The following is a 22665-nucleotide window of genomic DNA, read 5'->3' as shown; positions in this document are numbered from 1 at the left end:
TGAACAGGATGAAGATGACGCTCATGGCCCCCACCCTCCGCACGACCCTTTTTGCGCTCATGGGTGCCACGGTACTGGCAACCTCCACCCTTGTTGCCGTCAAACCGGCCTCGGCTGAAATGACGGAAGAGCAGAAAAAGGAAATGGGCGCCTTCGTGCGCGAATACCTGATCGCCAATCCGGAAGTTCTGATCGAGGTGCAGCAGGCCTATGAGAAGAAGCAGTATGAAAGCCGCATGAGCCAGGCGGGTCCGGCCATCATCGAGAACAAGGATGCGATCTTCTCCGACAAGAACGACATCGTGCTCGGCAATCCGAACGGTGACGTGACCGTGGTCGAGTTCTTCGATTACAATTGCGGTTACTGCAAGCACGCGCTCGAGGACATGGACGCCATTCTGGAAAAGGACAAGGATGTCCGCTTCGTGCTGAAGGAATTCCCGATCCTCGGCCCTGAATCCGTTGCCGCCCATCAGGTTGCCAATGCGGTGCGCCTGACCGCGCCCGACAAATACCCGGACTTCCACAGAAAACTGCTCGGCGGCGAAACCCGTGCCACCGAAGACACGGCGATGGAAGTCGCAACCTCGCTCGGTCTCGACGAGGCAAAGCTGCGCCAGTCGATGAAGGACCAGCCGAACGAGGCCAACGTCAAGACCACCTATCGCCTCGCCAATGCACTCGGCATCACCGGCACGCCTTATTACGTCGTCGGCAACGAGGCGCTGATCGGCGCGCAGGGTGCAGACGCCATCGAAGAGAAGATCGCCAACATCCGCAAATGCGGAAAAGGCAGCTGCTGACCATCTCTAAAACCGGATTTTCCCGCCACCCGAAGGCCGCAAACCCCGGTTATGCACGGGTTTCACGGCCGGGGGCTTTCCCTTGACGGTTCACCGGTCTATAGGTGGCCCAGATTTTTCGACGGAAGACTTGATGAAAAAGACGATTTTCGTCCTCAACGGCCCTAACCTCAACATGCTCGGCAAACGCGAGCCGGGGATCTATGGCGCCGCGACATTGAAGGATATCGAAAACCGTTGCATCTCGGTCGGCACCGATCTCGGCTTCGAGGTCGATTTCCGCCAGAGCAATCATGAAGGCACTCTGATCGACTGGATCCATGAGGCCAATGACAAGGCTGCGGGCGTGGCATTTAATGCCGGCGCCTACACGCACACGTCGCTGGCGCTGCATGATGCCATCAAGTCCATCACCGTTCCGGTGATCGAAGTGCATATCTCGAACGTGCATGCGCGCGAGGAAATCCGGCATCATTCGATGATCGCGCCGGCTGCCAAGGGCGTCATCTGCGGTTTTGGCCCGACGAGCTACATTCTCGCGCTGCATGCCTTCAAAGACATAATCAGCTGAAAAAAGACAACGACATATAGGGTTTGCCATGTCTGAAAAGAAAAGCGGTATCGACAAGGTACTGATCCGCGATCTCGCCAACATCCTCAACGACACCGACCTCACCGAGATCGAAATCGAACAGGACGATATGCGTATCCGCGTTTCCCGTTCGGCCCCGCAATACGTCCAGGCGCCGGTCATGTCCGCGGCTCCGGCAATCGCTGCTGCTCCGGCTGCCGCCGCCGCACCTGCTGCTGCCGCTCCGGCCGCATCGGCGCGTGACAACAAGAACGCCGTTCCGGCCCCGATGGTCGGCACCGTCTACCTGTCGCCTGCACCGGGTGCTGCCGCCTTCATCCAGATCGGCGCCACCGTCAAGGAAGGCCAGACGCTGCTCATCATCGAAGCGATGAAGACGATGAACCAGATCCCTGCGCCGCGTTCGGGCGTCGTCAAGGAAATCATCGTCAGTGACGCGCAGCCCGTCGAATACGGCGAAGCGCTCGTCATCATCGAATAAAGCATAGGTCAGCCTGATGGTTTCCAAGGTCCTCATAGCCAATCGCGGCGAAATCGCGCTTCGCGTTCTTCGCGCCTGCAAGGAACTCGGCATCGCGACCGTCGCCGTGCACTCGACGGCCGACAGCGATGCCATGCATGTCCGTCTTGCCGACGAGAGTGTGTGCATCGGCCCGCCGCCGTCGCGTGACAGTTACCTCAACATCCACCAGATCGTCGCGGCCTGCGAGATCACGGGTGCGGATGCTGTTCACCCTGGCTACGGGTTCCTGTCGGAAAACGCCAAGTTCGCCGACATTCTCGACGCCCACGGCATCACCTTCATCGGGCCGACCGCGGATCATATCCGCATCATGGGTGACAAGATCACCGCCAAGAAGACGGCACAGGATCTCGGCATCCCGGTCGTTCCGGGCTCCGATGGCGAAGTGCTGCCGGAAAACGCGCTGGAAGTGGCTAAGCAGATCGGCTTCCCGGTCCTGATCAAGGCGACGGCCGGCGGTGGTGGTCGCGGCATGAAGCTTGCCCATAGCGAAGCCGATCTCTCGGAAGCCGTATCGTCGGCCCGTTCCGAGGCGCTCGCCGCCTTCGGCAACGATGCCGTCTACATGGAAAAGTATCTCGGCAAGCCGCGCCATATCGAAATCCAGGTTCTGGGCGATGGCGAAGGCAATGCGGTGCATCTGGGCGAACGCGACTGCTCGCTGCAGCGTCGTCACCAGAAGGTCTGGGAAGAAGCAAACTCCCCTGCCCTTGATGTCGAGCAGCGGATGAAGATCGGCGAGATCTGCGCCGATGCCATGCGCAAGCTGAAATATCGCGGTGCCGGCACGATCGAGTTCCTCTACGAAAACGGCGAGTTCTATTTCATCGAAATGAACACCCGCCTGCAGGTGGAGCACACGATCACCGAAGCCATTACCGGCATCGATCTGGTGCATGAGCAGATCCACATTGCCTCCGGCAAGGGCCTGTCCGTGACGCAGGACGACGTGGTGTTTTCGGGCCACGCCATCGAGTGCCGCATCAATGCCGAGGACCCGCGCACTTTTGTGCCGTCTCCGGGCACGATCACCTATTACCACGCTCCGGGTGGTCTCGGCGTTCGCGTCGACAGTGGCGCCTATGCCGGCTACAAGATCCCGCCTTTCTACGACAGCATGATCGGCAAGCTCATCGTTCATGGTCGCACCCGCGACGAATGCATGATGCGCCTGCGTCGCGTTCTCGACGAATTCGTCGTTGACGGCATCAAGACGACGATCCCGCTGTTCCAGGATCTGGTCGACAACCCGGACATCGCCGCCGGCGATTACGACATTCACTGGCTGGAACACTATCTGGCCCAGCACTAAGGGCTCAAAGGACAGCGATGGCAGGGACACGCAGGGGCCAGGATCCGACGATTACAGCGGACATTCTCCTGCGTGCCTATTCCATAGGTCTGTTTCCGATGGCCGACTCGGCAGACGACCCGGAAATCTTCTGGGTCGAGCCGGACCTGAGGGGGATCATCCCCCTCGACACTTTTCACGTCTCCAAAAGCCTGCAAAAGGCCATGCGCAAGGCGCCGTTCGACATCCGTTTCGACACCGCCTTTGCCGCCGTCATGGACGGCTGCGCAGAAGCGGTCGACAACCGGCCGAGCACCTGGATCAACTCCACCATCCGCGCGCTCTATACGGAGCTCCACGGCCTTGGACACGCCCATAGCGTCGAGGCATGGGAAGATGGCGAGCTTGTGGGCGGGCTTTACGGCGTTTCGCTCGGTGCGGCATTCTTCGGCGAAAGCATGTTTTCCCGCCGCACCAATGCATCAAAAATCTGTCTCGTGCATCTGGTCGAGCGCCTGCGCACCCAAGGCTTTCGCCTGCTCGATACGCAGTTCACCACCGATCATCTGAAAACGTTTGGCGCGATCGACGTGCCCAAGGCGGAATATCTGGTGATGCTGCAGGCAGCGGTGGAGCCGCCGCATCTGGCGTTTTAGAGCTTCCTTCTCATTGTAGGCTATCACACTATGAATGCGGATCGCTCGGCTTGCCCCTTCGCCCATGCACGCGGAGAACAGCCATTTTGGGACAACAGGTGTTGGGCGGATTTGCGCCATGTGTGGGAAGGCCCGGTGGCCGAATAATCACCCGTTTCAATGCAGGCGCGTAACTTTCTCCCCCCAGACGAATAGGCAAACCCCATCGGAACAGGGTTTGAACCGCTTCGAGCTAAATTCCTTCACTCGCTCAAGCACATATTCAGGCCCGCCGATCTGTGTTACGGCTTCGCGTGCATAAGGAATTCGAGTTTTGCAGGATAGTTGGATGAGCGGAATTTCAGCTCAGGACATCGTCGATACCATTCGGGACGGACTTTTGGTACTCGATGCGAACCTTCAGGTGGTGACCATCAACCGGTCATTCTGCCAGATGTTCGCGGTGACGCCCGAAGAGACAGTCGGGCGACGGCTCTATGATCTAGGCGACGGCCAGTGGGACATTCCCAAGCTGCGACGTTTGCTTGAAGAGATCGTCCCGACCGCCTCCACCGTCGAGGCTTACGAGGTCGAGCACAAATTTCCAGGCATCGGCCACAAGGTGATGCGCCTGAACGCCCGCAAGGTGTTCCGGCCCGGAAACCATGTCGAGTTCTTCGTTCTCGCCATCGACGACGTGACGGATGCCGTTGCGGCTCAGAGAGAGGCCGAGCGTGAGAAACTTCTCGCTCAGTCGATCGTGGACACGATCCGGGACCCGCTTGTCATTCTCGAAGGTGACCTGACGATCGTTTCCGCCAGTCGGGCGTTCCTCAATCTGTTTGGCGGCAGCGCGTCCGACGTCGAAGGTTTAAAGCTGGAGGATCTCGGGCAAGGTCAGTGGGACGTAGAAGCACTGACCGGGCTTCTTTCTCGCGTAGTTCCCGATGAGAAGCCGATCAACGACTACCTGCTCGAAGACGACTTCGCTGGTCTCGGCAGACGGGTCTTCAAGATCAATGCGCGGAAGATTTATAGGCCGGGAAACCACGTCAGCCGGCTCCTGGTGTATTTCGAAGACGCGACCGCAGCCGTGGCGGCAGATCGTCACCGCGAGACGCTCGCCGCCGAACTCGCTCATCGCATCAAAAACAACCTCCAGATCATTTCCGCCTTCGTAAGCTTCGAGATCCGGCGAGCCGCCGAGCCTTGCGTTATCGGCTACAAGGCGATGCAGACCCGCATCAACGCCGTGGCTGAACTCTACGACGTGATCGCCCGGTCGACAGCTTTCGGTCCCGTTTTCATGCCGACCTATCTCGATGGCATTGCCGCCAGCCTCAACTCCTCCTTGCTCGGTGACGGCTCCGACATCGTGATCAACGTAGTGGCGGATGAACTCCATATAGATCCCGATCACGCCGTGCCGATGGGGCTCCTCGCAAACGAGCTCAGCACTAACGCGGTCAAGTATGCCTTTCCGACAGGGCATGGCAGGATCGAGATCGGCTTCCGACGTCGAGATGGCGAGATCATCCTCACGGTCCAGGACGATGGGACGGGGATCAGCGGAAACACCGAGGGATCTGGTATGGGAACCCGCTTTGTCGGCGCGTTTGCGAAGCAACTGGGCGGGTCGGTCGCCACCGCCTCCGGAGCGACCGGCACCACGGTGACCGTGCGACTGCCGGCCACGATCCTTGCGACGCAACCCGGCGACCAGGCAAGCTGACGCAGGTTAGCTTGCCTTCCGTTATAGTCCGTTTCGGGCCGAATGCGGACTTTGCTCGTTAGAGTGTGCACTTCGCCCCCGCCTGAACCAACCCCTCGTCCAGCGACCTTCATGTCGCAAACAGAACATTCTCAGGCAAAAAAACCTGCCCTCCCTGAAAATATATCCAAGCCAATTCAATTACTTGTAAAATAGTTGCATTTGATTTCGTCCACACTCCCCAAACCTGTGCCTACAATTCTGGCGATCCATCGTGGATACACCGGGAGGCGTCCCGGCGAGGTGGAGCCGGCGCTGGTGGTGGAGAAAAGACGTAAGTCTTCAATCTCGGGGTTCGCGGAAACTGGTTCCCCTCCGGCGACACGGGGGAAGTTTTGCGGGCGTCAAAACCCGCATGGCTTCTGAGGCCCGAAAGCGCGCCGGGCGTGCCTGTGCGGCACACATGATCGCCAGTCGGTGGGCAACCATCGGGATGGCTTTCGCAGAGGAACCGAAGTCGCGGACATAAACCGCCGAAACGGGGCACGGTGCGTGTCACATAAAAAATTTAGTCAGAGGCACAAACCGTGCCCCGACCGCATACCCCGCAAAACAGCGGGTGTTTTTTGAAAATCCGAAGATCGCCAAGGGCGGAGTCTGCCCTCTTCCAGAGCAGGCGCGATCAGTTGCTCGGCGTCGGTGCCGGCACGTCCGACTTGTCCTTGCAACCGGTCAGCCAAACGTCATAGATCGGATGTTCCACGGCATTCAAGCCGGGGCTGTCGGCAAACATCCAGCCGGTGAAGATGCGGCGGATCTTTCGGTCGAGCGTGATCTCGTCGACCTCGACGAAACCGTCGATCTTCTGCGCTTCGGTATCGTCGCGCGAATAACAGACTTTTGGGGTCACCTGTAGCGCGCCGTATTGCACCGTCTCGTTGACATAGACGTCGAACGTGGTGATGCGGCCAGTGATCTTGTCGATGCCGGCAAACACGGCAACCGGGTTTTCGAGACGCGCAGCCGACGCCATTTGCGGCGTCATCAGCGGCAAAACGCCGAGCAGAACACCGGCCAACAGCTTTTTCGAAAACGTCATAGACAATCTCATCAATCTACCCGTGGAACGCCCTCTTTGCGGGCACACGCTCACGCGTAGTCAGGGATTATGGCCAAAAGCCGAAAGCTGTGGCCGTTTGCTGACCCGGCCCACAGACCGGGTCGCGAAGATAAGCTATTGAGCTTAGCTGCCCGGTGTCCAAGCGTCGTAGTCGCCGGTCACGCGCGGACGTTCGCCGGCACCCGAAAGCGAGCCCTGCGGACGGTAGGCGGCTGCCGAACCGGTGAGGTTGGCCTGATGCGGCTTCTGCCATTCGCGCGGCGAATACTCTTCCTTCGACGGTGGCGTGTCGGTGCGGTAATGCATCCAGCCGTGCCAGCCCGGAGGAATGGCGGAAGCTTCGGCATAACCGTTGTAGATCACCCAGCGGCGCGGCATGCCCCAGGAGGTCATCGTGCCTTCATAATAAACGTTGCCGAGCTCGTCCTGGCCGACGCGCTTGCCATGTTTCCATGTGAAGAAACGCGTCCCGATCGTCTGACCGTTCCACCAGGTAAAAATCTGCAGAAGAAGCTGTTTCATATTTCCGTCGGCCTCAAACGAGAGAGGGAAGTTCAGATGTCCGCTTATGCAATCTCAAGGCCCTCATGTCCAGAGATTCCAAACCGGCATCACTTCTATTTCAGCTTCATCTTGAAGCCGGCATGGCTCTTTTCGAAACCGTGACGTTCATAAAAGCGATGCGCATCTGTGCGGGTGGCATTGCTGGTCAACTGCGCCATCCGGCAATCGCGGCGACGTGCCTCTTCCACGGCATATTCGACCATGGCCTTGCCGATACCACGACTGCGCATGTCCGGCCGCGTCTGCACCGCTTCGAGGATCATGATCAGTGAGCCGCGTCCGGTCAGCGTGCGGGTAAACAGCAGTTCGAACGTACCGACCACCTCGCCGCCAAGCTCGGCGACAAACAGGTTTTCATTCTGGGAAGCGTCGATCATGTAAAAGGCCTTCAGGTAATCCTCGAAGGCATCGGGATCGGTCGTATCGCCATGACCACCCTTCTCGTCGGCTGCGAACATCGCGATAATGTCCGTCAGATCGGTTTCCCGCGCCCTGCGGATGATCAGGTCCGTTTCGCCCATGACAGTTTCCTCCCTCACAAGCGGCCCGCGAAAAACCCTATTGCGGCAACCGCTTTTCCATCACCACCGCCGGCAGACCGGAATTCGGCCCGCCGAACTCCTCCATACGGTCGACTTCGACAAAACCGAGCCGGCTGTAGAAGGATATGGCGCGTTCGTTCTGAAGGGCCACCTCGACACGCATGATTTCCGCATCGGGAAAGCAGGTTTCGAGTTCGGCAAAGAGATCGCGGCCGACGCCATCACCCTGTGCGGACGGTTTGACGTAGAGCTGGTGCAGCATCACCGTCTTGTCCATCTTCGCATAAGGCGCGGCAAAACCCATGCCGCCAATGTCGCGGCCGCTGTCGGCCACGACATATTCACCGCCCTTGCGGCCAATCCGTTCCGTGATGGCGGAAGGCGAATTCCACGACTGCAAAAGCTTCTCGACACCTTCGGCGCCGTAAAAACCATCATAGGCATCGTGAAAAGTTTCGATCAGGAGCTTGTGCACCTGATCGACGTCCTTTGGACCAGCAGTTCGGACAAAGTAGACCATCAAGTCTTATTCCTCGATGCCGAGCTTGGCCTTCACCAGCGCCTGCACGGCCTGCGGGTTGGCCTTGCCGCCGGTGGACTTCATCACCTGACCGACAAACCAGCCGGCCAGCGTCGGCTTGGCCTTGACCTTCTCGACCTGATCCGGGTTGGCAGCGATGATCTCGTCCACGGCCTTTTCGATGGCGCCAGTATCAGTGACCTGCTTCATGCCGCGGGCTTCGACGATTTCCGCCGGATCGCCGCCTTCGGTGAGAACGATTTCAAACAGGTCCTTGGCAATCTTGCCCGAAATGGTTTCGGCCTTGATCAGGTCGATAATGCCACCGAGCTGAGCGGGAGAAACCGGAGTCTCTTCAATGTCTTTGCCGAGTTTGTTCAAGGCGCCCAGCAGGTCGTTGATGACCCAGTTGGCGGCAATCTTGCCATCGCGGCCTTCGGCCACGGCTTCGAAATAATCGGCAATCGCCTTTTCCGAGACCAGAACCGACGCATCATAGACCGACAGGCCGAGTTCAGCGACGAAACGGGCCTTCTTGTCGTCCGGCAGTTCAGTCAGGTCGGCGCGCAGAGCGTCGATGAAGGCATCGTCGAATTCCAGCGGCAGCAGGTCCGGGTCGGGGAAATAACGATAGTCATGCGCATCTTCCTTGGAGCGCATCGACCGCGTTTCGCCCTTGCCCGGATCGAACAGGCGGGTTTCCTGATCGATCGAGCCACCGTCTTCCAAAATGCCGATCTGGCGGCGTGCTTCGTATTCGATCGCCTGACCGATGAAGCGGATGGAGTTGACGTTCTTGATTTCGCAACGCGTGCCAAAACCTTCGCCCGGACGACGGACCGACACGTTGACGTCGGCGCGCATCGAGCCTTCGTCCATGTTGCCGTCGCAGGTGCCGAGGTAACGCACGATCGAGCGCAGCTTGGTCATATAGGCCTTGGCTTCGTCGGAGGAGCGCATGTCGGGTTTGGACACGATTTCCATCAGCGCCACGCCGGAACGGTTTAGGTCGACGAAGGACATGGTCGGATGCTGGTCATGCATCGACTTGCCGGCGTCCTGTTCCAGATGCAGGCGCTCGATACCGATCTCGATATCCTCGAACTGGCCCTGACGATCGGGACCGAGCGAGATGACGATCTGGCCTTCGCCGACAATCGGATCCTTGAACTGCGAGATCTGATAGCCCTGCGGCAGGTCCGGATAGAAATAGTTTTTGCGGTCGAAGATGGAGCGCTTGTTGATCTGCGCCTTGAGACCGAGACCGGTGCGCACGGCCTGGCGCACGCATTCCTCGTTGATGACCGGCAGCATGCCCGGCATGGCGGCATCGACGAGCGAGACGTTGGCATTGGCCGGCTTGCCGAATTCGGTCGAGGCGCCGGAGAACAGTTTCGAATTCGACAGGACCTGCGCATGGACCTCCATGCCGATGATCACTTCCCAATCGCCGGTGGCGCCGGGAATGAAGCGTTTCGGATCGGGGGTACGGACGTCGACTAGGGTCATCTGATGCTCGTAAAATGGTCTTTGCGTTGATGTCTGGAGGTAGAGCAAATGGCGCGGCGGTGCAAGCACATGGCCGACTATCGGGACAAAACAGCCGGTAAGAATGGGATAGAACCTTAACCGTCAGCGGCCATCATGGAAAAATGCAACTCGGACAGCCCCTCACCCTCTTCCTGATCTATCTTCTCTTCAACGTCGTCGTCTTCTGCGTCTACTGGCAAGACAAGCAGGCGGCGATCGAGGGCGAACGGCGGGTGAGCGAAAACACCCTGCTGACACTCGCATTTTTCGGCGGCAGTTTTGGCGCGGTCGCGGCGCAACGAATCCTGCGCCACAAGACACGCAAGGAACCGTTCCGCTCGATCCTGATGACAATCGTCGTGCTGCATGTCGGCCTTGCGGCATTCTGGTTTATCGCACCGACGGGAACTGTCCCGGCCGTATTGCAGACCCTCGCCGGTCGCTAGAAGGCTGGCCCGTAGGTGGTCGGCTCTTCTACGGCGAGTTGTTTGGACAGGCCTACCGACTGCACATCCTGATCGAGCTTTGGCGCATAAGCGACGGAAAGCCAATTGATGGCATAGCCATTTTTCTCGAAAAAGCCGACGGCATCGGTATTGCGGGCATGGGTTTCGAGCCGGGCAACAACAAAACCCTGCCGTACGATCTCATCCTCGACCTCGGCCAGCAAGGCGGTTCCGACTCCCTGATGCTGCAATGTCGGCTCGACCCAGAAATCGGTGATTGTCTCGTCCAGCCCTTCGCGCGAGGCCCAGCCAGCCACGACGCCATCAAGTTCCGCCACCGTGATGGTCAGCCAGGATGATTTGGTAAAATTCTCGAAGGCGATTTGTGCATTGGCGCGCATCTCGCCGGTGGCGCCAATGGGGGCGACGGCCTGCTCCCAGGCCCGTACGCCGATTTCCCTCAAAATTGCGGTCTCGTCGTCACGCGCATTGCGAATGCTGATCATGGCGGCCCCTGCTACAAAAACGAGTAGACCACCGCGATACCCGTTTGACCAGCACAACATGACTTGACGATCGGCAACCACGCTTGACGACGGTGGAAAACCTCATAAAAATAGCGTCATCACCGATGGAGTGTTGATGTTCTCGAACGAGGCCCGGTAAAGGGCCGGCCCGCGATAGCGGCACCGGCCCCGACAAAAACGATCCACACCGACGCAACTTGGCGCCGGTACCGTTTTTGCATGCCTTTCAAAGGCATTTCCGGACATCACATCATGGATATTTCCCGCGCCGAACAGCGCATCCTCCACCTGCTCGCCCAAGGCGGCCGGATAGAACTCACCCGCGACGACGATCGCAAAATCGAGAAACTGCAACTGATCACCCGCGAAGGCTGGGCCTTTTCGCGCCTCGACCTGCCGACCTTTCGAAAGCTGAAACAGAAAAAGGCCATCCGCTCGCAGGGCGGCAAGCCTTATCGCATTACCGAGCGAGGACTGGTTCTGGTGAGAGCCGAGCAGGATAATCGGTAGGACTGAGGTGGGCGCCCTATCGGCGTCCGCCACTTCAACGAAGGCAGTTGGCGGACCTCTGATTTCGCGGTATGTTCGTCCTCATGAGCGAGTTGAAGGAAAATCTCAGTTTTGAAGAACTGACCGAGCCGCAGGCACCTGCCAGCGACGCGGATTATCTCGCCTGGAAAAAAAGCAAGATCAAAGCCGCACTGAAGCAGGCCGAAGACCGGTCATGTATGGTACCCGCCAAGACCGTGTGGGAGAGCTTTGGACTTGAACGTTAATCTCACGCCGCTGGCTATTGCCGACCTGAGACCCATTCATCGTCACATCGCAAAAAATGATCGCATGGCTGCAGACCGCGTCATATCGCGTATCCGGCAGGTCATCGAGATTTTTGAGAGTTTTCCATTGATGGGACGTGTCAGCGACATGGAAAACACGCGCGAATTCGCGATCTCTGGACTGCCTTACACGATCGTTTACCGCATCATGTCCGCCAGCGAACTCGACATCCTGACGATTGTTCAAAACAGGCGGAATTACCCTCCGCAGTCCGATTGAGGCCTCACGAACCGCTGGTCAACGCCGCCCGCACCGCCGCCCACTCCTCCGCAAACGGACCAGCCGCTACCGGCTTGCCCGCCCGCCGATACCAATAACCGGCATTCCACTCATCGCCTTCAATGCGATGGCAGAGCGCGTGCCCCCAATCGAAAGCCTGCTTGCCCTCATGTGCCTGGCAGAGATTGTGAACGGCCTCCCATTCGCTGCCCATGACAAAACCGGCCATTGCCAGACAATCAAATGCTTCAACCAGTGTCGCAATGTCCGATGCCATAAACCCTCCTCCGGCTTGCAGGCGTCACGCCAGCCGTTTCGTCAGATGAACCTTTTCAAGGTCCACATTCATGCTCTTGGAAAACTCGATCCCGCGCCAGACGGCTTCAAAACCGCAGCGCTCGTAAAGCCGGATCGCATTAGCATTGCTGGCATGCGTCGAAATCCGCGCCACCGGATGTCCTTCGGCGGCGATGACAGAAAGGATGTGGAGGACGAGCGCCCGTCCGACGCCCCTGCCCTGATGATCGGGATGCACCCAGACATCGGAAACGTAGTCGCGGTCATTATCGCGCGCCGCCCAGCCGACGATCACACCGTCGATTTCGGCGAGATGCACATCGCCAGAAGTGTTTTCGGGAAAGATCGCAAAATCATGCCACACACGTTCGATGACATCAGCATTGGCATAAGCCGGGTCAAACGCGTCGCTGGATTTCCAGGCCGCAAAACCGACTTCGCCGACCACAAGGTGATCGGCGATTGTCATGTCTCGAATTTTGAGCCCGCTTACCACCACTTGACCGGCGTGAACTTGCCGGCTGCCTGTTCGATGACGTGAGCAGTGCGGAACAGCGTTTCTTCCTCGAACGGCTTGCCGATCAACTGCAGGCCAAGCGGTAGGCCCTTGTCGTCGAGACCGGCCGGAACGGCGATGCCCGGCAGGCCGGCCATGTTCACCGTGACGGTAAAAATGTCGTTGAGGTACATGGCGACCGGATCGGCGGCGAGGTTCTCGTCGGCGATGCCGAAGGCAGACGACGGCGTGGCCGGGGTCAGGATCGCATCGACACCGGCGTGGAAGGCCAGTTCGAAGTCGCGCTTGATCAGCGTGCGCACCTTCTGCGCCTGCAGGTAATAGGCATCGTAATAACCGGCCGACAGGACATAGGTGCCGATCATGATACGGCGCTTGACCTCGGTGCCGAAACCGGCGGCACGGGTCTTTTCGTACATGTCGGCAATGTCCTTGCCGTCGACGCGCAGGCCGTAACGGACGCCGTCATAACGGGCGAGGTTGGACGAGGCTTCGGCCGGAGCCACGATATAATAGGCCGGCAGCGCGTATTTGGTGTGCGGCAGGGTGATGTCGACGATCTCGGCGCCGGCATCCTTCAGATAGGCAATGCCCTTCTGCCACAGCTTTTCGATGTCTTCCGGCATGCCGTCGACGCGGTACTCCTTCGGAATGCCGATCTTCATGCCCTTGACCGACTGGCCGAGCGCCGCTTCGTAATCCGGGATCGGCAGATCAACCGAAGTCGTGTCCTTGGCATCGACCGAGGCCATCGACTTCAAAAGGATGGCGGCATCGCGCACGTCGCGGGCGATCGGGCCGGCCTGATCGAGCGAGGAGGCAAACGCAACCGTACCCCAGCGGGAACAACGACCATAGGTCGGCTTGATGCCGACGGTACCAGTGAAAGCTGCCGGCTGGCGGATCGAGCCGCCGGTATCGGTTGCGGTGGCGCCGGCGCAAAGATGCGCGGCAACGGCTGCGGCCGAACCACCGGAAGAGCCACCCGGAACGAGCTGCTGGTTGGAACCTTCAGCCTTCCACGGGTTGATGACCGGGCCGTAATACGAGGTCTCGTTGGAAGAGCCCATGGCGAACTCGTCCATGTTCAGCTTGCCAAGCATGACCGCGCCATCGTCCCAGAGGTTCTGGGTGACGGTCGATTCGTACTTTGGCTCGAAACCATCGAGAATGTGGCTGCAGGCCTGGGTGTGCACACCTTCGGTGGCGAACAGATCCTTGATGCCAAGCGGAATGCCTTCCAGCGCGCCGGCCTTGCCGCTCGCGATGCGCTCATCCGATGCCTTTGCCATGGCGCGCGCCTTGTCCGGCGTCACGGTGATATAGGCGTTGATCGTCGCATTGGCGGCATCGATGGCGCCGAGATAGGCGTCGGTCAGTTCGACGGCGGTGATTGCCTTCGAGGTCAGCTTCTCGCGGGCTTCGGCAATGGTCAGGCTGGTGAGTTCGGTCATGGTTGCGGCTTTCGAATGCTTTTGGCGAGCAGGGCACAAGGGACGGAATGCGCGAAACCGCGCTTATTCGACGACCTTCGGCACCAGGAAGAAATTGCGATCGGTTTCCGGCGCGTTGGCAACGATATCGTCGGCCTTGTCGCCGTCCGTCACGTTGTCCTGACGCTTGCGCATTTCCATCGGCGTAACCGATGTCATCGGTTCGACGCCCGTGACATCGACTTCGGAAAGCTGCTCGACGAAATCGATGATGCCATTCAACTCGCCGACCATGCGATTGGCCTCCTCCTCGCTGACAGCGATACGGGCAAGGCGGGCAACCCGCTTCACGGTGGCAAGATCGACGGACATGGCATTCTCCGAGGGAATAAGATGTTCCCCCGCTATAATGGCCATGCCCGCCCTTCGCAACTGCCTAAGCTTGGAGTGATACCGCAAATCCTCTGATCAGGCGTTCCCGCCACTTTTGCGGAGGTCGATCTTTGACATTTGCAAATTTTCTTCGCGATTGCGGAATCTACCGTTCACTTTCCCGTTAACGAGTGATTAACCCGCGAATTACTGGAAACATTTCTTCATTAGAGGACGGGCAATACATGGATTTTAAGATTTCTAAAGTTCGCCACCCCAAGGAAAAGTTCTACGGAACCTTGATGCTGGTGATCGGAACCATCATTTGGGCGATCGCAGCCATTTGCATCGCCATCGCAGCAATGCAGAGCATCGCCATCGTTTTTGTTGTGGCGTCTTACATAGCCATCTTCTGGGCCGCTAGCTTTATCGCACGTGCCCTGCTCCGCGCTTACATGATCGGCCATTACGTCATGGTGAGCGAGCAGCAGTTCCCGCATCTCCACAAGATGGTTCAGGATGGTGCGCAGGCGCTCGGCCTCAAGGACGTGCCGCAGGCCTTTGTCTACAATTCGAGCGGTGTGATGAACGCCATGGCGCTGACACTCGTCGGCCGCACCCGCTATATCTGGCTGACATCGCAACTGATCGATGCCGATGACGAGGAGCAGGTAAAATTCGTGATCGGCCATGAACTTGGTCATCACGTGGCCGGCCATCTCGACACGTTCCCGAGCCTCTTGCATTTCCCGGCTTATATGATGCCGTTCCTGGTGCAGGCTTATTCGCGTGGACGTGAACTCACCTGCGACCGCGTCGGCTTCATCGTATCGAACAACCTTCAGGCCTCCCGCACGGCACTGCAGATGCTCGCCTGCGGCAGCGCCAAGCTGAATGCGCAGATGAACCCGACCGCTTTCGAAGCGCAGGAAAAAATGGTGCCGTCGGTTGCCGGCTTTTTCCTGCACATCTTCTCGCTTTACCCGCGCCTCACGCGCCGTGTCGAAGCCGTAGGCCAGTTCGCAGGAAAGGCTCCAGCAGGCACGTCCGCACCGCAAGTCCGCGAGCCTGCCGTCCGCGTCGAACCGCAGATGGCCTGACATATGCGATCGTCGCCCTGCCGGTTTGACCGGCAGGGCGACGTTTTTCAAAGCTTAGTCGAAGCTCAACACGACACCCGGCTTCGGGGCTTCGATATTGGTCTTCATGCCCTCCATGCCCTTCACAAACTTTTCCGGCGTCTGATCGAGCAGACCGAACGTGCCATAATGGCAGGGAATGGCGTGCTTGAAATCAAAGAAACGCTGGCAGGCGAGTGCCGCCACCGCACCGCCCATGGTGAAACGGTCACCCACCGGCACGATGCCGATATCCGGCGCGTGCAGTTCGTTGATGATGCCCATGTCGGTAAAGATGTCGGTATCGCCCATGTGCAGGATCGATGGCTCATCCTCGATATGCAGCATCAGGCCATTGGCATTGCCGAGCGCGTGCGAAACGCCGTCTTCCGTCACCTGAGCCGAGGAATGATGCGCCTGCGTGAACGTCACCGAAAAACCATCGAACGAGACGGTGCCGCCGGTATTGCCCATTTCCAGCTTTTCCACACCCTTGGTGCCGAGCCATGCCGCCAGATCGGCATTCGCCAGCACGACGGCGCCCTTTTCCTTTGCGATCGCCACCGTGTCACCGACATGGTCGCCGTGACCATGGGTCAGCAGGATATGGGTAATGCCTTCGCTCACATCCTTGATGTCGAGGCCTTCGAAGCTGGGATTATAGGTCAGGAAGGGGTCGATGAGGATTTTCGCCTTGGCCGTTTCGAGACGGAAAGCGGCATGGCCGAGCCAGGTGAGCTTCATGAGGTAACTCCTTGGAATGTGAGGGCTGGAATATAAGGCGGTTCGATGTGGTGACAACATCGTAAGAGCGCTTGTATGCCAATATATGGCCAATGCGACAGACCTGCGGTGGCACAACAGGACCGGTCGGTTGCAAGCCCGCCCTACGTAGGTTAAGCGACCGGAACTGCTGCAATCTCAAAAAGCTGCGGACAAAATTTCATTTTGCATCACGTAAGGAGGCCATTATGGCCGGCAATGACGACGAATATGTTTATGACGAAGCAACGGGCGAATGGCTGCCCGCAGCTGAAGTGGCCGCCAAAACGGCCGCACAGAATGCAGTGCGCGATGCCGCCGGCAATATTCTGGTCGATGGCGATGCCGTGACGCTGATCAAGGACCTTAAGGTCAAGGGCGCTGGTCAGACCCTGAAACAGGGCACCGTCATCCGCTCGATCCGCCTCACCGACAATCCGGAGGAAATCGATTGCCGGCATGATACGATCAAGGGACTGGTGCTGCGCACCGAATTCGTCCGTAAAAAAAGCTGAATTGGAAAAGAGACATGGCAACGCTGACAATCGAGGAACTGGCCGCAACGCTGTCGCCCAATCAGGCGATTGCCGGGCTTGATCTCGGCACAAAAACGATCGGCCTTGCCATGTCGGATCTCGGACGCCGTTTTGCTTCACCGCGGCCGGTCATCAAGCGGACAAAATTCACGCAGGATGCCGAGGTGCTGCTGGCGTTTGCGGAAAAGGAAAAGGTCGCGGCTTTCGTCATCGGCCTGCCGATGAACATGGACGGTTCGGCCGGGCCGCGCGTTCAGGCAACACGCGCTTTCGTGCGCTCGATGGCAGACAAGACCACCCTGCCCTTCGTCTTCTGGGATGAGCGACTATCAACGGTCGCTGCCGAACGGGCGCTTCTTGAAATGGATGTGTCACGCGCCAAGCGGGCCGAACGCATCGATTCGGCCGCCGCAAGTTTCATTCTTCAGGGCGCGCTGGACAGGCTCTTGTCACTCGGAAGAACAGCTTCGGAAGACTGACGGCCGTTCCACCATGCAGCGATCGCCTTGCGCTTGCGGTAAGCGATGATGGCGAGCACAATCAGGCTGTCGACGGCAATCGCGCGCGCAACAAGCGGCGGAAGATCTTCAGCGGGAATACCCAATATCTGGCTGTAAACCTCGAAGACGAGATCGTGCGTCTGGCGCGTCAGCATGAAGAAGCCAAAGCTCATGTCGTAATAGGACAGGCCGTACCACGCTCCCAGGAGCAGAACCGGGCCTGCCCACAGTATAAGAAACCACTTCATGCGGCCCCCCTTGCCATTGTCACCGGACCAATTTCCAGCGACACCACCCACCGCAACAACGCCATTGCGCTCAGGACCACCGCCGGAACAGCGATATCCAGAGCAAGGACCGCGAAAAACACGACCCCTGAGATTAGCAAATACTTATGGAAATAAGTCGTTCCCATAAAGAGCCCATGCCCGCTTGCGATGGTTAATTTTCTGTTAACCCCAACTTAGAGCGTGAGCGTCAGGCCGCAACGAAAACCCCGCCATATGGTTAACGGCGGGGCGAAGGCTGTGGAAACGTGGGGTTTTTAGATCAGCTGGCTGCGGGGTAAAGCAGGTCGACGATGTAGGATGCGTCGAATCTGGCGTCCAACATGCCGTAGGTGGAGCGCCAGCCACCCGCGAGGCGCGTTTCAACGAAGGCATCGACGATCTTGCCGGCGCCAAGCCGCGCCAGTTCCGCTGCGCCGGCCGCCAGTGCAAGCTGTTCGATCAGCAAACGGGCTGCCCCCTCGTCACGTTCGGCCAGCGCCATGGCGGCACGCAGCACCTCAACCGTCTTTTTGCCGGAAGGACCGAGATCTCGTTCGAAACCGGCAATCACCATGTCGAAAAGGTCGCGGCCGCGCGACAGGACACGCAACACGTCCAGCGCCATGACATTGCCGGAGCCTTCCCAGATCGCGTTGACGGGAGCCTCGCGATAGTGCCGGGCAATCGGACGTTCCTCGATGTAGCCGTTGCCGCCAAGGCATTCCATCGCCTCATAGATAAGCGATGGCGCAATCTTGCAGTTCCAGTATTTGATGACCGGCGTCATGACGCGGGCATAGGCGGCATCGGCAGGCGATGTCGCAGCCTTGTCGAAGGCCTCGGCCAGACGATAGGCAAGCGATGTAGCGGCAGCGACATCCAATGCCATATCGGCGAGCACGCGCGTCATCAGCGGCTGGTCGATCAGGTTCTTGCCGAAAGCGGTGCGGCCACGGCAATTGTGGACGGCTTCGGATAACGACGCGCGCATGATGCCGGCCGATGCCAGCGCACAATCGAGGCGGGTCAACGTCACCATGTCCAAAATGGTGCGGATGCCGTCACCCGGTTCGCCGAGCAGATAACCGAAGGCATCGCTGAACTCGACCTCGGATGAGGCGTTCGAGCGGTTGCCGACCTTGTCCTTCAGGCGCTGTAAGCGCAAGCCGTTGGCTGATCCGTCTTCAAGAAGACGTGGCACAAGGAAACATCCCATGCCGTCGCGGGTCTGCGCCAGCATGACAAAGGCATCGCTCATCGGCGCCGACATGAACCATTTGTGGCCGGAAAGTCGGAAAACGCCTTCGCCAACGCGCTCCGCCGTCGAGCGGATGGCGCGCACATCGGTGCCCGCCTGCTTTTCGGTCATGCCCATGCCGATGGTGACGGCACTTTTCTGCAATGCGGGCTTGCTGCTCGAATCATATTTGCGCGACAGGATTTTTGGTGCCCATTCCTTCTGCACACGCGGCGACGCCATGATCGCCGCAATCGAGGCGCTGGTCATGGTGAGCGGGCAAAGATGGCCGCATTCGAGTTGCGAGGTCAGATAGAAGCGCGCAGCACGGGCGCGGTGCGAAGAACCACGCGTTTCCGGCACGCTTTCCCAAAGCGAAGAATGCAGACCTGACGCCATCGAGCGGCGCATCAGCGCATGCCATGCCGGATGGAATTCGACCTGGTCAAGCCGTTCTCCACGCGGTCCGTGGGTGCGCAAGGTCGGCGGGCTTTCATTGGCCATGCGCGCCAGATCCTGCGCTTCCGGCGACGTCACGTAACGGCCAAGCGCGTCATACTCTTCCCGCAGGCTGCGGTTGAGACCCGCCGTCAGGTCAACAATCAACGGATCGGAGCGATAGGCATTGATCCCGCTCCAGAGTCCCGGCTGATTCAGTTCAGAGTTTTTTTCTTCGTCGCGCGACATGTCAATCATGAGCCGGTTCTAGCGGAAGTTACATTGTGTGGGAACGGCCACCTCAAGCGATTTTCGGCTTTCCGACAAAAAGCTCAAAACCGGAGACGCCGAACCCGGTGACATTTGCAAAACAGCCGCATGGACCTTAAAATGCCGCGCATTGCGGGAGAACTCCATGAGTGTGCGAAAACTCAGTATCGAACTACCGGAAGCCATGGTCAACGCGATCGAAACCCGGATTGGCGCGGGTCGATACCAATCTACAAGCGATGTCATGCGAGCCGCCATTGACGCGCTTTTGCGCGAGGAAGAAGCACATGACACCCATCTCGACACTGTCCGTCAGAAAGTGCGCGCATCACTTGACGATCCTCGCCCCAATGTGAGCAGTGCCGAGATGCGCAAGCATATCGAGAGCCTCTACGCCAGCCGCAGGGGCTAAGCGCAATGAAGCGTCTGCCGGTTCAATACAGGCCGACGGCAAAAGACGACATCGAAGCAATATTCGTCTACGTATTCGAAACAAGCCAAAGCTTCTCAACCGCGCAGCGACTGGCCGACGAATTGATGGCGCGCTGTGAGAGCATCGGCAACGCGCCTCTCGGTGGCGTCGCTCGCCCGGACCTTGGCAACGGCATTTGAATGGTTCCCTTCGAGAAGCGCGCCGTTATTCTCTACCGGGTCGTTGAAACCTCGGTTGAGATCACCAACGTCTTCTATAAAGGTCGTGATTACGGCGCTATCATTACAAACAAGCCGTAGATAACGAACGCCGCCGCTTGCGGGCATCTCCCCCACTCTTTATAGACCGCGTGACTGACACGGAGGACGTTTACGTGGTCTTCTTTCCCCATCGCCATCTGCTTGGCATCAAGGGCCTTACCGAACAGGACATCACCATTCTTCTCGACAAGGCCGATGAGGCCGTGAAGATTTCCCGTCAAAGGGAAAAGAAGACGTCCACATTGCGCGGCCTCACCCAGATCAATCTTTTTTTCGAAGCTTCGACCCGGACGCAATCCTCGTTTGAACTCGCAGGCAAACGCCTCGGCGCCGACGTGATGAACATGTCGGTCGGCAATTCGTCCGTCAAAAAGGGCGAAACGCTGATCGATACGGCGATGACGCTCAATGCCATGCGCCCCGACGTGCTCGTGTTGCGCCACTCGTCGGCCGGTGCTGCCGCCCTGCTCGCGCAAAAAGTCGCCTGCTCGGTCGTCAATGCCGGAGACGGCCAGCACGAGCATCCGACGCAGGCCCTGCTTGACGCGCTGACCATCCGCCGCGCCAAGGGCAAGTTGTCGCGCATCATCGTCGCCATCTGCGGTGACGTCCTGCATTCGCGCGTTGCCCGCTCCAACATCCTGCTCCTCAACGCCATGGGCGCCCGCGTCCGTGTCGTTGCACCGTCCACGCTTCTGCCCTCGGGCATTGCGGAGATGGGGGCGGAAGTCTTCCACTCCATGGAAGAAGGCCTGAAGGATGCCGACGTGGTGATGATGCTGCGCCTGCAGCGTGAACGCATGGCCGGCGCCTTCGTCCCTTCGGTGCGCGAGTATTTCCGCTTCTACGGTCTCGATGCCGAAAAGCTGGAGGCGGCCAAGGAAGACGCGCTGGTGATGCATCCCGGCCCGATGAACCGTGGCGTTGAAATTTCCTCCGATGTCGCCGACGGCCCGCAAAGCGTGATCGAGCAACAGGTGGAAATGGGGGTCGCCGTACGCATGGCCGTGATGGAAACCCTGCTTCTTTCGCAGAACAACGGAGAACGCGCATGACCGCCCCCGTTCTCGACAAACCGCTCGTCATCGAAAACGTCCGCATCATCGATCCGTCACGCAAGCTGGATGAAACCGGTACGATCATTGTTGGCGCAGATGGCAAAATTCTTGCAGCCGGAGCCGACGCCCGCAATCAGGGCCGCCCGGATGGCGCCACGGTGCGCAACGGCAAGGGCCTTGTTGCCACGCCCGGCCTCGTTGACGCCCGCGTCCATGTTGGCGAACCCGGTGCGGAACATCGCGAGACGATCGAATCCGCTTCCCGTGCGGCGGCTGCCGGCGGCGTCACCTCCTTCATCATGATGCCGGACACCGATCCGGTCATCGACGATATCGCGCTGGTCGAATTCGTGCTGAAGACGGCGCGCGACAACGCGATCGTCAACGTGCATCCGGCCGCCGCCCTTACCAAGGGTTTGCTCGGCAAGGAAATGACCGAACTCGGCCTTCTTACCCAGGCCGGTGCCGTCGCCTTCACTGATGGTCATCACGGCCTGTCGGACTCGTTGCTTCTGCGCCGCGCGCTGACCTATGCGCGCGAATTCGATGCCGTGATCTCGCTCGAATCTCGTGAAAAATATCTCGGCAACGGCGTCATGAATGAAGGCCTGCTGGCAAGCTGGCTCGGCCTTTCCGGTGTCCCGAAGGAAGCCGAGCTGATCCCGCTCGAGCGTGACCTGCGCATTGCCGGCCTGACGCGCGGCAAATACCATGCGGCACAAATCTCGGTGCCGGAATCGGCCGCCGCCATCCGGATCGCCCGCGAGCGCGGTGCGAATGTCACCTGCGGCATGTCCATCAACAACCTGACGCTCAACGAAAACGACATCGGCGAATACCGCACCTTCTTCAAGCTGTGGCCGCCGCTGCGCACCGAAGACGACCGCATTTCCATGGTCGATGCTTTGGCCGACGGCACGATCGATATCATCGTTTCCTCGCATGATCCGCAGGACGTCGATACCAAGCGCCTGCCGTTTGCCGATGCCGAAGATGGCGCGGTCGGTCTCGAAACCATGCTCGCCGCAGCGCTTCGCCTGCACCATGCCGGACAGGTGCCGCTGATGCGCCTGATCGATGCCATGTCGACGCGTCCTGCCCAGATCTTTGGTCTCGATGCCGGCACGCTGAAGCCGGGCGCCAAGGCCGATATCACGCTGATCGATCTGGAAGAACCGTGGCTGCTGTCGAAGGACATGCTGCTGTCGCGTTCGAAGAATACACCGTTCGATGATGCCCGTTTCAGCGGCCGGGTGGTTGCCACCTATGTTAACGGCCGTTGCGTGCATGCGCTTTAAGGGAGAC

The 22665-nt window shown here is 59.1% G+C and carries 30 protein-coding genes; 17 read left to right on the top strand and 13 right to left on the bottom strand.

Annotated features, from left to right (window positions below; genetic code table 11):
- Positions 1–23 precede the first annotated feature (23 nt).
- From ACRQ1B_RS26095 to ACRQ1B_RS26070, 6 genes are all read left to right on the top strand, one after another.
- Complete coding sequence (locus ACRQ1B_RS26095; protein WP_432297033.1) at positions 24–803, top strand: DsbA family protein; 780 nt, start codon at positions 24–26, stop codon at positions 801–803.
- Between the two features lie 133 nt (positions 804–936).
- Positions 937–1374 carry a type II 3-dehydroquinate dehydratase gene (gene aroQ / locus ACRQ1B_RS26090; protein ID WP_432297032.1) on the top strand — a complete coding sequence of 146 codons (438 nt, stop codon included), beginning with the start codon at positions 937–939 and terminating at the stop codon, positions 1372–1374.
- Positions 1375–1402: 28 nt separating this feature from the next.
- Positions 1403–1876 (top strand): acetyl-CoA carboxylase biotin carboxyl carrier protein, encoded by a 474-nt coding sequence (gene accB, locus ACRQ1B_RS26085; RefSeq protein WP_432297031.1) that lies wholly within the window; start codon positions 1403–1405, stop codon positions 1874–1876.
- A gap of 16 nt (positions 1877–1892) precedes the next feature.
- Positions 1893–3230: an acetyl-CoA carboxylase biotin carboxylase subunit gene (gene accC / locus ACRQ1B_RS26080; protein ID WP_432297030.1), complete on the top strand. Its 1338-nt coding sequence runs from the start codon at positions 1893–1895 to the stop codon at positions 3228–3230.
- A gap of 17 nt (positions 3231–3247) precedes the next feature.
- Positions 3248–3865, top strand: coding sequence for a leucyl/phenylalanyl-tRNA--protein transferase (gene aat / locus ACRQ1B_RS26075; protein WP_432297029.1), 618 nt, complete (start codon positions 3248–3250; stop codon positions 3863–3865).
- Between the two features lie 328 nt (positions 3866–4193).
- On the top strand, positions 4194–5576 hold the full coding sequence (locus tag ACRQ1B_RS26070) for a sensor histidine kinase (RefSeq protein WP_432297028.1): 1383 nt from the start codon (positions 4194–4196) through the stop codon (positions 5574–5576).
- Positions 5577–6237: 661 nt separating this feature from the next.
- On the opposite strand, the gene ACRQ1B_RS26065 is transcribed toward ACRQ1B_RS26070, so the two are convergent.
- From ACRQ1B_RS26065 to gatB, 5 genes are all read right to left on the bottom strand, one after another.
- Positions 6238–6666, bottom strand: a complete 429-nt coding sequence (locus ACRQ1B_RS26065; protein WP_432297027.1) for a DUF2155 domain-containing protein — start codon at positions 6664–6666, stop codon at positions 6238–6240.
- A gap of 132 nt (positions 6667–6798) precedes the next feature.
- Positions 6799–7197: an NADH:ubiquinone oxidoreductase subunit NDUFA12 gene (locus ACRQ1B_RS26060; protein WP_432297026.1), complete on the bottom strand. Its 399-nt coding sequence runs from the start codon at positions 7195–7197 to the stop codon at positions 6799–6801.
- A 95-nt stretch (positions 7198–7292) separates the two neighbouring features.
- Complete coding sequence (locus ACRQ1B_RS26055; RefSeq protein WP_432297025.1) at positions 7293–7760, bottom strand: GNAT family N-acetyltransferase; 468 nt, start codon at positions 7758–7760, stop codon at positions 7293–7295.
- Positions 7761–7797: 37 nt separating this feature from the next.
- Complete coding sequence (locus ACRQ1B_RS26050) at positions 7798–8301, bottom strand: GNAT family N-acetyltransferase (RefSeq protein WP_432297024.1); 504 nt, start codon at positions 8299–8301, stop codon at positions 7798–7800.
- Positions 8302–8307: 6 nt separating this feature from the next.
- Positions 8308–9810, bottom strand: coding sequence for an Asp-tRNA(Asn)/Glu-tRNA(Gln) amidotransferase subunit GatB (gene gatB / locus ACRQ1B_RS26045; RefSeq protein WP_432297023.1), 1503 nt, complete (start codon positions 9808–9810; stop codon positions 8308–8310).
- Between the two features lie 143 nt (positions 9811–9953).
- Here gatB and ACRQ1B_RS26040 point away from each other — a divergent pair, with 143 nt between their 5' ends.
- A complete protein-coding gene (locus ACRQ1B_RS26040) occupies positions 9954–10277 on the top strand; it encodes a DUF1294 domain-containing protein (RefSeq protein WP_432297022.1) in 324 nt (107 codons plus the stop codon).
- Here ACRQ1B_RS26040 and ACRQ1B_RS26035 read toward each other — a convergent pair.
- Positions 10274–10783, bottom strand: coding sequence for a GNAT family N-acetyltransferase (locus tag ACRQ1B_RS26035; RefSeq protein WP_432297021.1), 510 nt, complete (start codon positions 10781–10783; stop codon positions 10274–10276). The two genes, ACRQ1B_RS26040 and ACRQ1B_RS26035, sit on opposite strands and share 4 nt — an antisense overlap.
- Before the next feature lie 273 nt (positions 10784–11056).
- On the opposite strand from ACRQ1B_RS26035, the gene ACRQ1B_RS26030 reads away from it, so the two are divergent.
- From ACRQ1B_RS26030 to ACRQ1B_RS26020, 3 genes are all read left to right on the top strand, one after another.
- Entirely contained in the window at positions 11057–11314 is a 258-nt protein-coding gene (locus ACRQ1B_RS26030; protein ID WP_432297020.1) for a YjhX family toxin, read from the top strand.
- Positions 11315–11397: 83 nt separating this feature from the next.
- Complete coding sequence (locus ACRQ1B_RS26025) at positions 11398–11580, top strand: hypothetical protein (protein WP_306838621.1); 183 nt, start codon at positions 11398–11400, stop codon at positions 11578–11580.
- Complete coding sequence (locus tag ACRQ1B_RS26020) at positions 11564–11860, top strand: type II toxin-antitoxin system RelE/ParE family toxin (RefSeq protein WP_432297019.1); 297 nt, start codon at positions 11564–11566, stop codon at positions 11858–11860. Before ACRQ1B_RS26025 ends, ACRQ1B_RS26020 begins: the two co-directional genes overlap by 17 nt.
- Before the next feature lie 4 nt (positions 11861–11864).
- Here ACRQ1B_RS26020 and ACRQ1B_RS26015 read toward each other — a convergent pair whose 3' ends face one another.
- The 4 genes from ACRQ1B_RS26015 to gatC form a co-directional block, all read right to left on the bottom strand.
- Positions 11865–12137, bottom strand: a complete 273-nt coding sequence (locus tag ACRQ1B_RS26015) for a hypothetical protein (protein WP_432297018.1) — start codon at positions 12135–12137, stop codon at positions 11865–11867.
- Positions 12138–12161: 24 nt separating this feature from the next.
- Positions 12162–12626 carry a GNAT family N-acetyltransferase gene (locus tag ACRQ1B_RS26010; RefSeq protein WP_432297017.1) on the bottom strand — a complete coding sequence of 155 codons (465 nt, stop codon included), beginning with the start codon at positions 12624–12626 and terminating at the stop codon, positions 12162–12164.
- Positions 12627–12646: 20 nt separating this feature from the next.
- Positions 12647–14128: an Asp-tRNA(Asn)/Glu-tRNA(Gln) amidotransferase subunit GatA gene (gene gatA, locus ACRQ1B_RS26005; protein ID WP_432297016.1), complete on the bottom strand. Its 1482-nt coding sequence runs from the start codon at positions 14126–14128 to the stop codon at positions 12647–12649.
- A gap of 63 nt (positions 14129–14191) precedes the next feature.
- Positions 14192–14479 (bottom strand): Asp-tRNA(Asn)/Glu-tRNA(Gln) amidotransferase subunit GatC, encoded by a 288-nt coding sequence (gatC, locus tag ACRQ1B_RS26000; RefSeq protein ID WP_432297015.1) that lies wholly within the window; start codon positions 14477–14479, stop codon positions 14192–14194.
- Positions 14480–14724: 245 nt separating this feature from the next.
- Between gatC and ACRQ1B_RS25995 the strand changes: the two genes are divergently transcribed.
- Entirely contained in the window at positions 14725–15579 is an 855-nt protein-coding gene (locus ACRQ1B_RS25995) for a M48 family metallopeptidase (RefSeq protein ID WP_432297014.1), read from the top strand.
- Positions 15580–15633: 54 nt separating this feature from the next.
- On the opposite strand, the gene ACRQ1B_RS25990 is transcribed toward ACRQ1B_RS25995, so the two are convergent.
- The gene (locus ACRQ1B_RS25990; RefSeq protein ID WP_432297013.1) at positions 15634–16341 is read right to left on the bottom strand and encodes a metal-dependent hydrolase; all 708 of its coding nucleotides are present in this window, start codon (positions 16339–16341) and stop codon (positions 15634–15636) included.
- 227 nt (positions 16342–16568) lie between these two features.
- Between ACRQ1B_RS25990 and ACRQ1B_RS25985 the strand changes: the two genes are divergently transcribed.
- Positions 16569–16874, top strand: coding sequence for an alkylphosphonate utilization protein (locus ACRQ1B_RS25985; RefSeq protein WP_432297012.1), 306 nt, complete (start codon positions 16569–16571; stop codon positions 16872–16874).
- A 14-nt stretch (positions 16875–16888) separates the two neighbouring features.
- The gene (ruvX, locus tag ACRQ1B_RS25980; RefSeq protein ID WP_432297011.1) at positions 16889–17374 is read left to right on the top strand and encodes a Holliday junction resolvase RuvX; all 486 of its coding nucleotides are present in this window, start codon (positions 16889–16891) and stop codon (positions 17372–17374) included.
- Here the strand turns inward: ruvX and ACRQ1B_RS25975 are convergent.
- Together ACRQ1B_RS25975 and ACRQ1B_RS25970 are read right to left on the bottom strand one after the other, a co-directional pair.
- Positions 17320–17643, bottom strand: coding sequence for a DUF6105 family protein (locus ACRQ1B_RS25975; protein WP_432297010.1), 324 nt, complete (start codon positions 17641–17643; stop codon positions 17320–17322). The two genes, ruvX and ACRQ1B_RS25975, sit on opposite strands and share 55 nt — an antisense overlap.
- 301 nt (positions 17644–17944) lie before the next feature.
- Complete coding sequence (locus ACRQ1B_RS25970; protein WP_432297009.1) at positions 17945–19597, bottom strand: acyl-CoA dehydrogenase family protein; 1653 nt, start codon at positions 19595–19597, stop codon at positions 17945–17947.
- Positions 19598–19754: 157 nt separating this feature from the next.
- Between ACRQ1B_RS25970 and ACRQ1B_RS25965 the strand changes: the two genes are divergently transcribed.
- The 4 genes from ACRQ1B_RS25965 to ACRQ1B_RS25950 all read left to right on the top strand — a co-directional run bounded on the left by ACRQ1B_RS25965 (position 19755) and on the right by ACRQ1B_RS25950 (position 22658).
- Positions 19755–20021 carry a ribbon-helix-helix domain-containing protein gene (locus ACRQ1B_RS25965; RefSeq protein WP_432297008.1) on the top strand — a complete coding sequence of 89 codons (267 nt, stop codon included), beginning with the start codon at positions 19755–19757 and terminating at the stop codon, positions 20019–20021.
- Positions 20022–20026: 5 nt separating this feature from the next.
- Positions 20027–20221, top strand: coding sequence for a type II toxin-antitoxin system RelE/ParE family toxin (locus ACRQ1B_RS25960; RefSeq protein WP_432297007.1), 195 nt, complete (start codon positions 20027–20029; stop codon positions 20219–20221).
- A 194-nt stretch (positions 20222–20415) separates the two neighbouring features.
- Positions 20416–21357 carry an aspartate carbamoyltransferase catalytic subunit gene (locus ACRQ1B_RS25955; RefSeq protein WP_432297006.1) on the top strand — a complete coding sequence of 314 codons (942 nt, stop codon included), beginning with the start codon at positions 20416–20418 and terminating at the stop codon, positions 21355–21357.
- Positions 21354–22658 (top strand): dihydroorotase, encoded by a 1305-nt coding sequence (locus ACRQ1B_RS25950; RefSeq protein ID WP_432297005.1) that lies wholly within the window; start codon positions 21354–21356, stop codon positions 22656–22658. Before ACRQ1B_RS25955 ends, ACRQ1B_RS25950 begins: the two co-directional genes overlap by 4 nt.
- Positions 22659–22665 lie beyond the last annotated feature (7 nt).

This window comes from Endobacterium panacihumi, from assembly GCF_050847465.1.
Lineage (GTDB): Bacteria > Pseudomonadota > Alphaproteobacteria > Rhizobiales > Rhizobiaceae > Neorhizobium > Neorhizobium panacihumi.
Note: the sequence above shows the minus strand (reverse complement) of the source record. Positions and strands in the feature narration are given on the sequence as shown.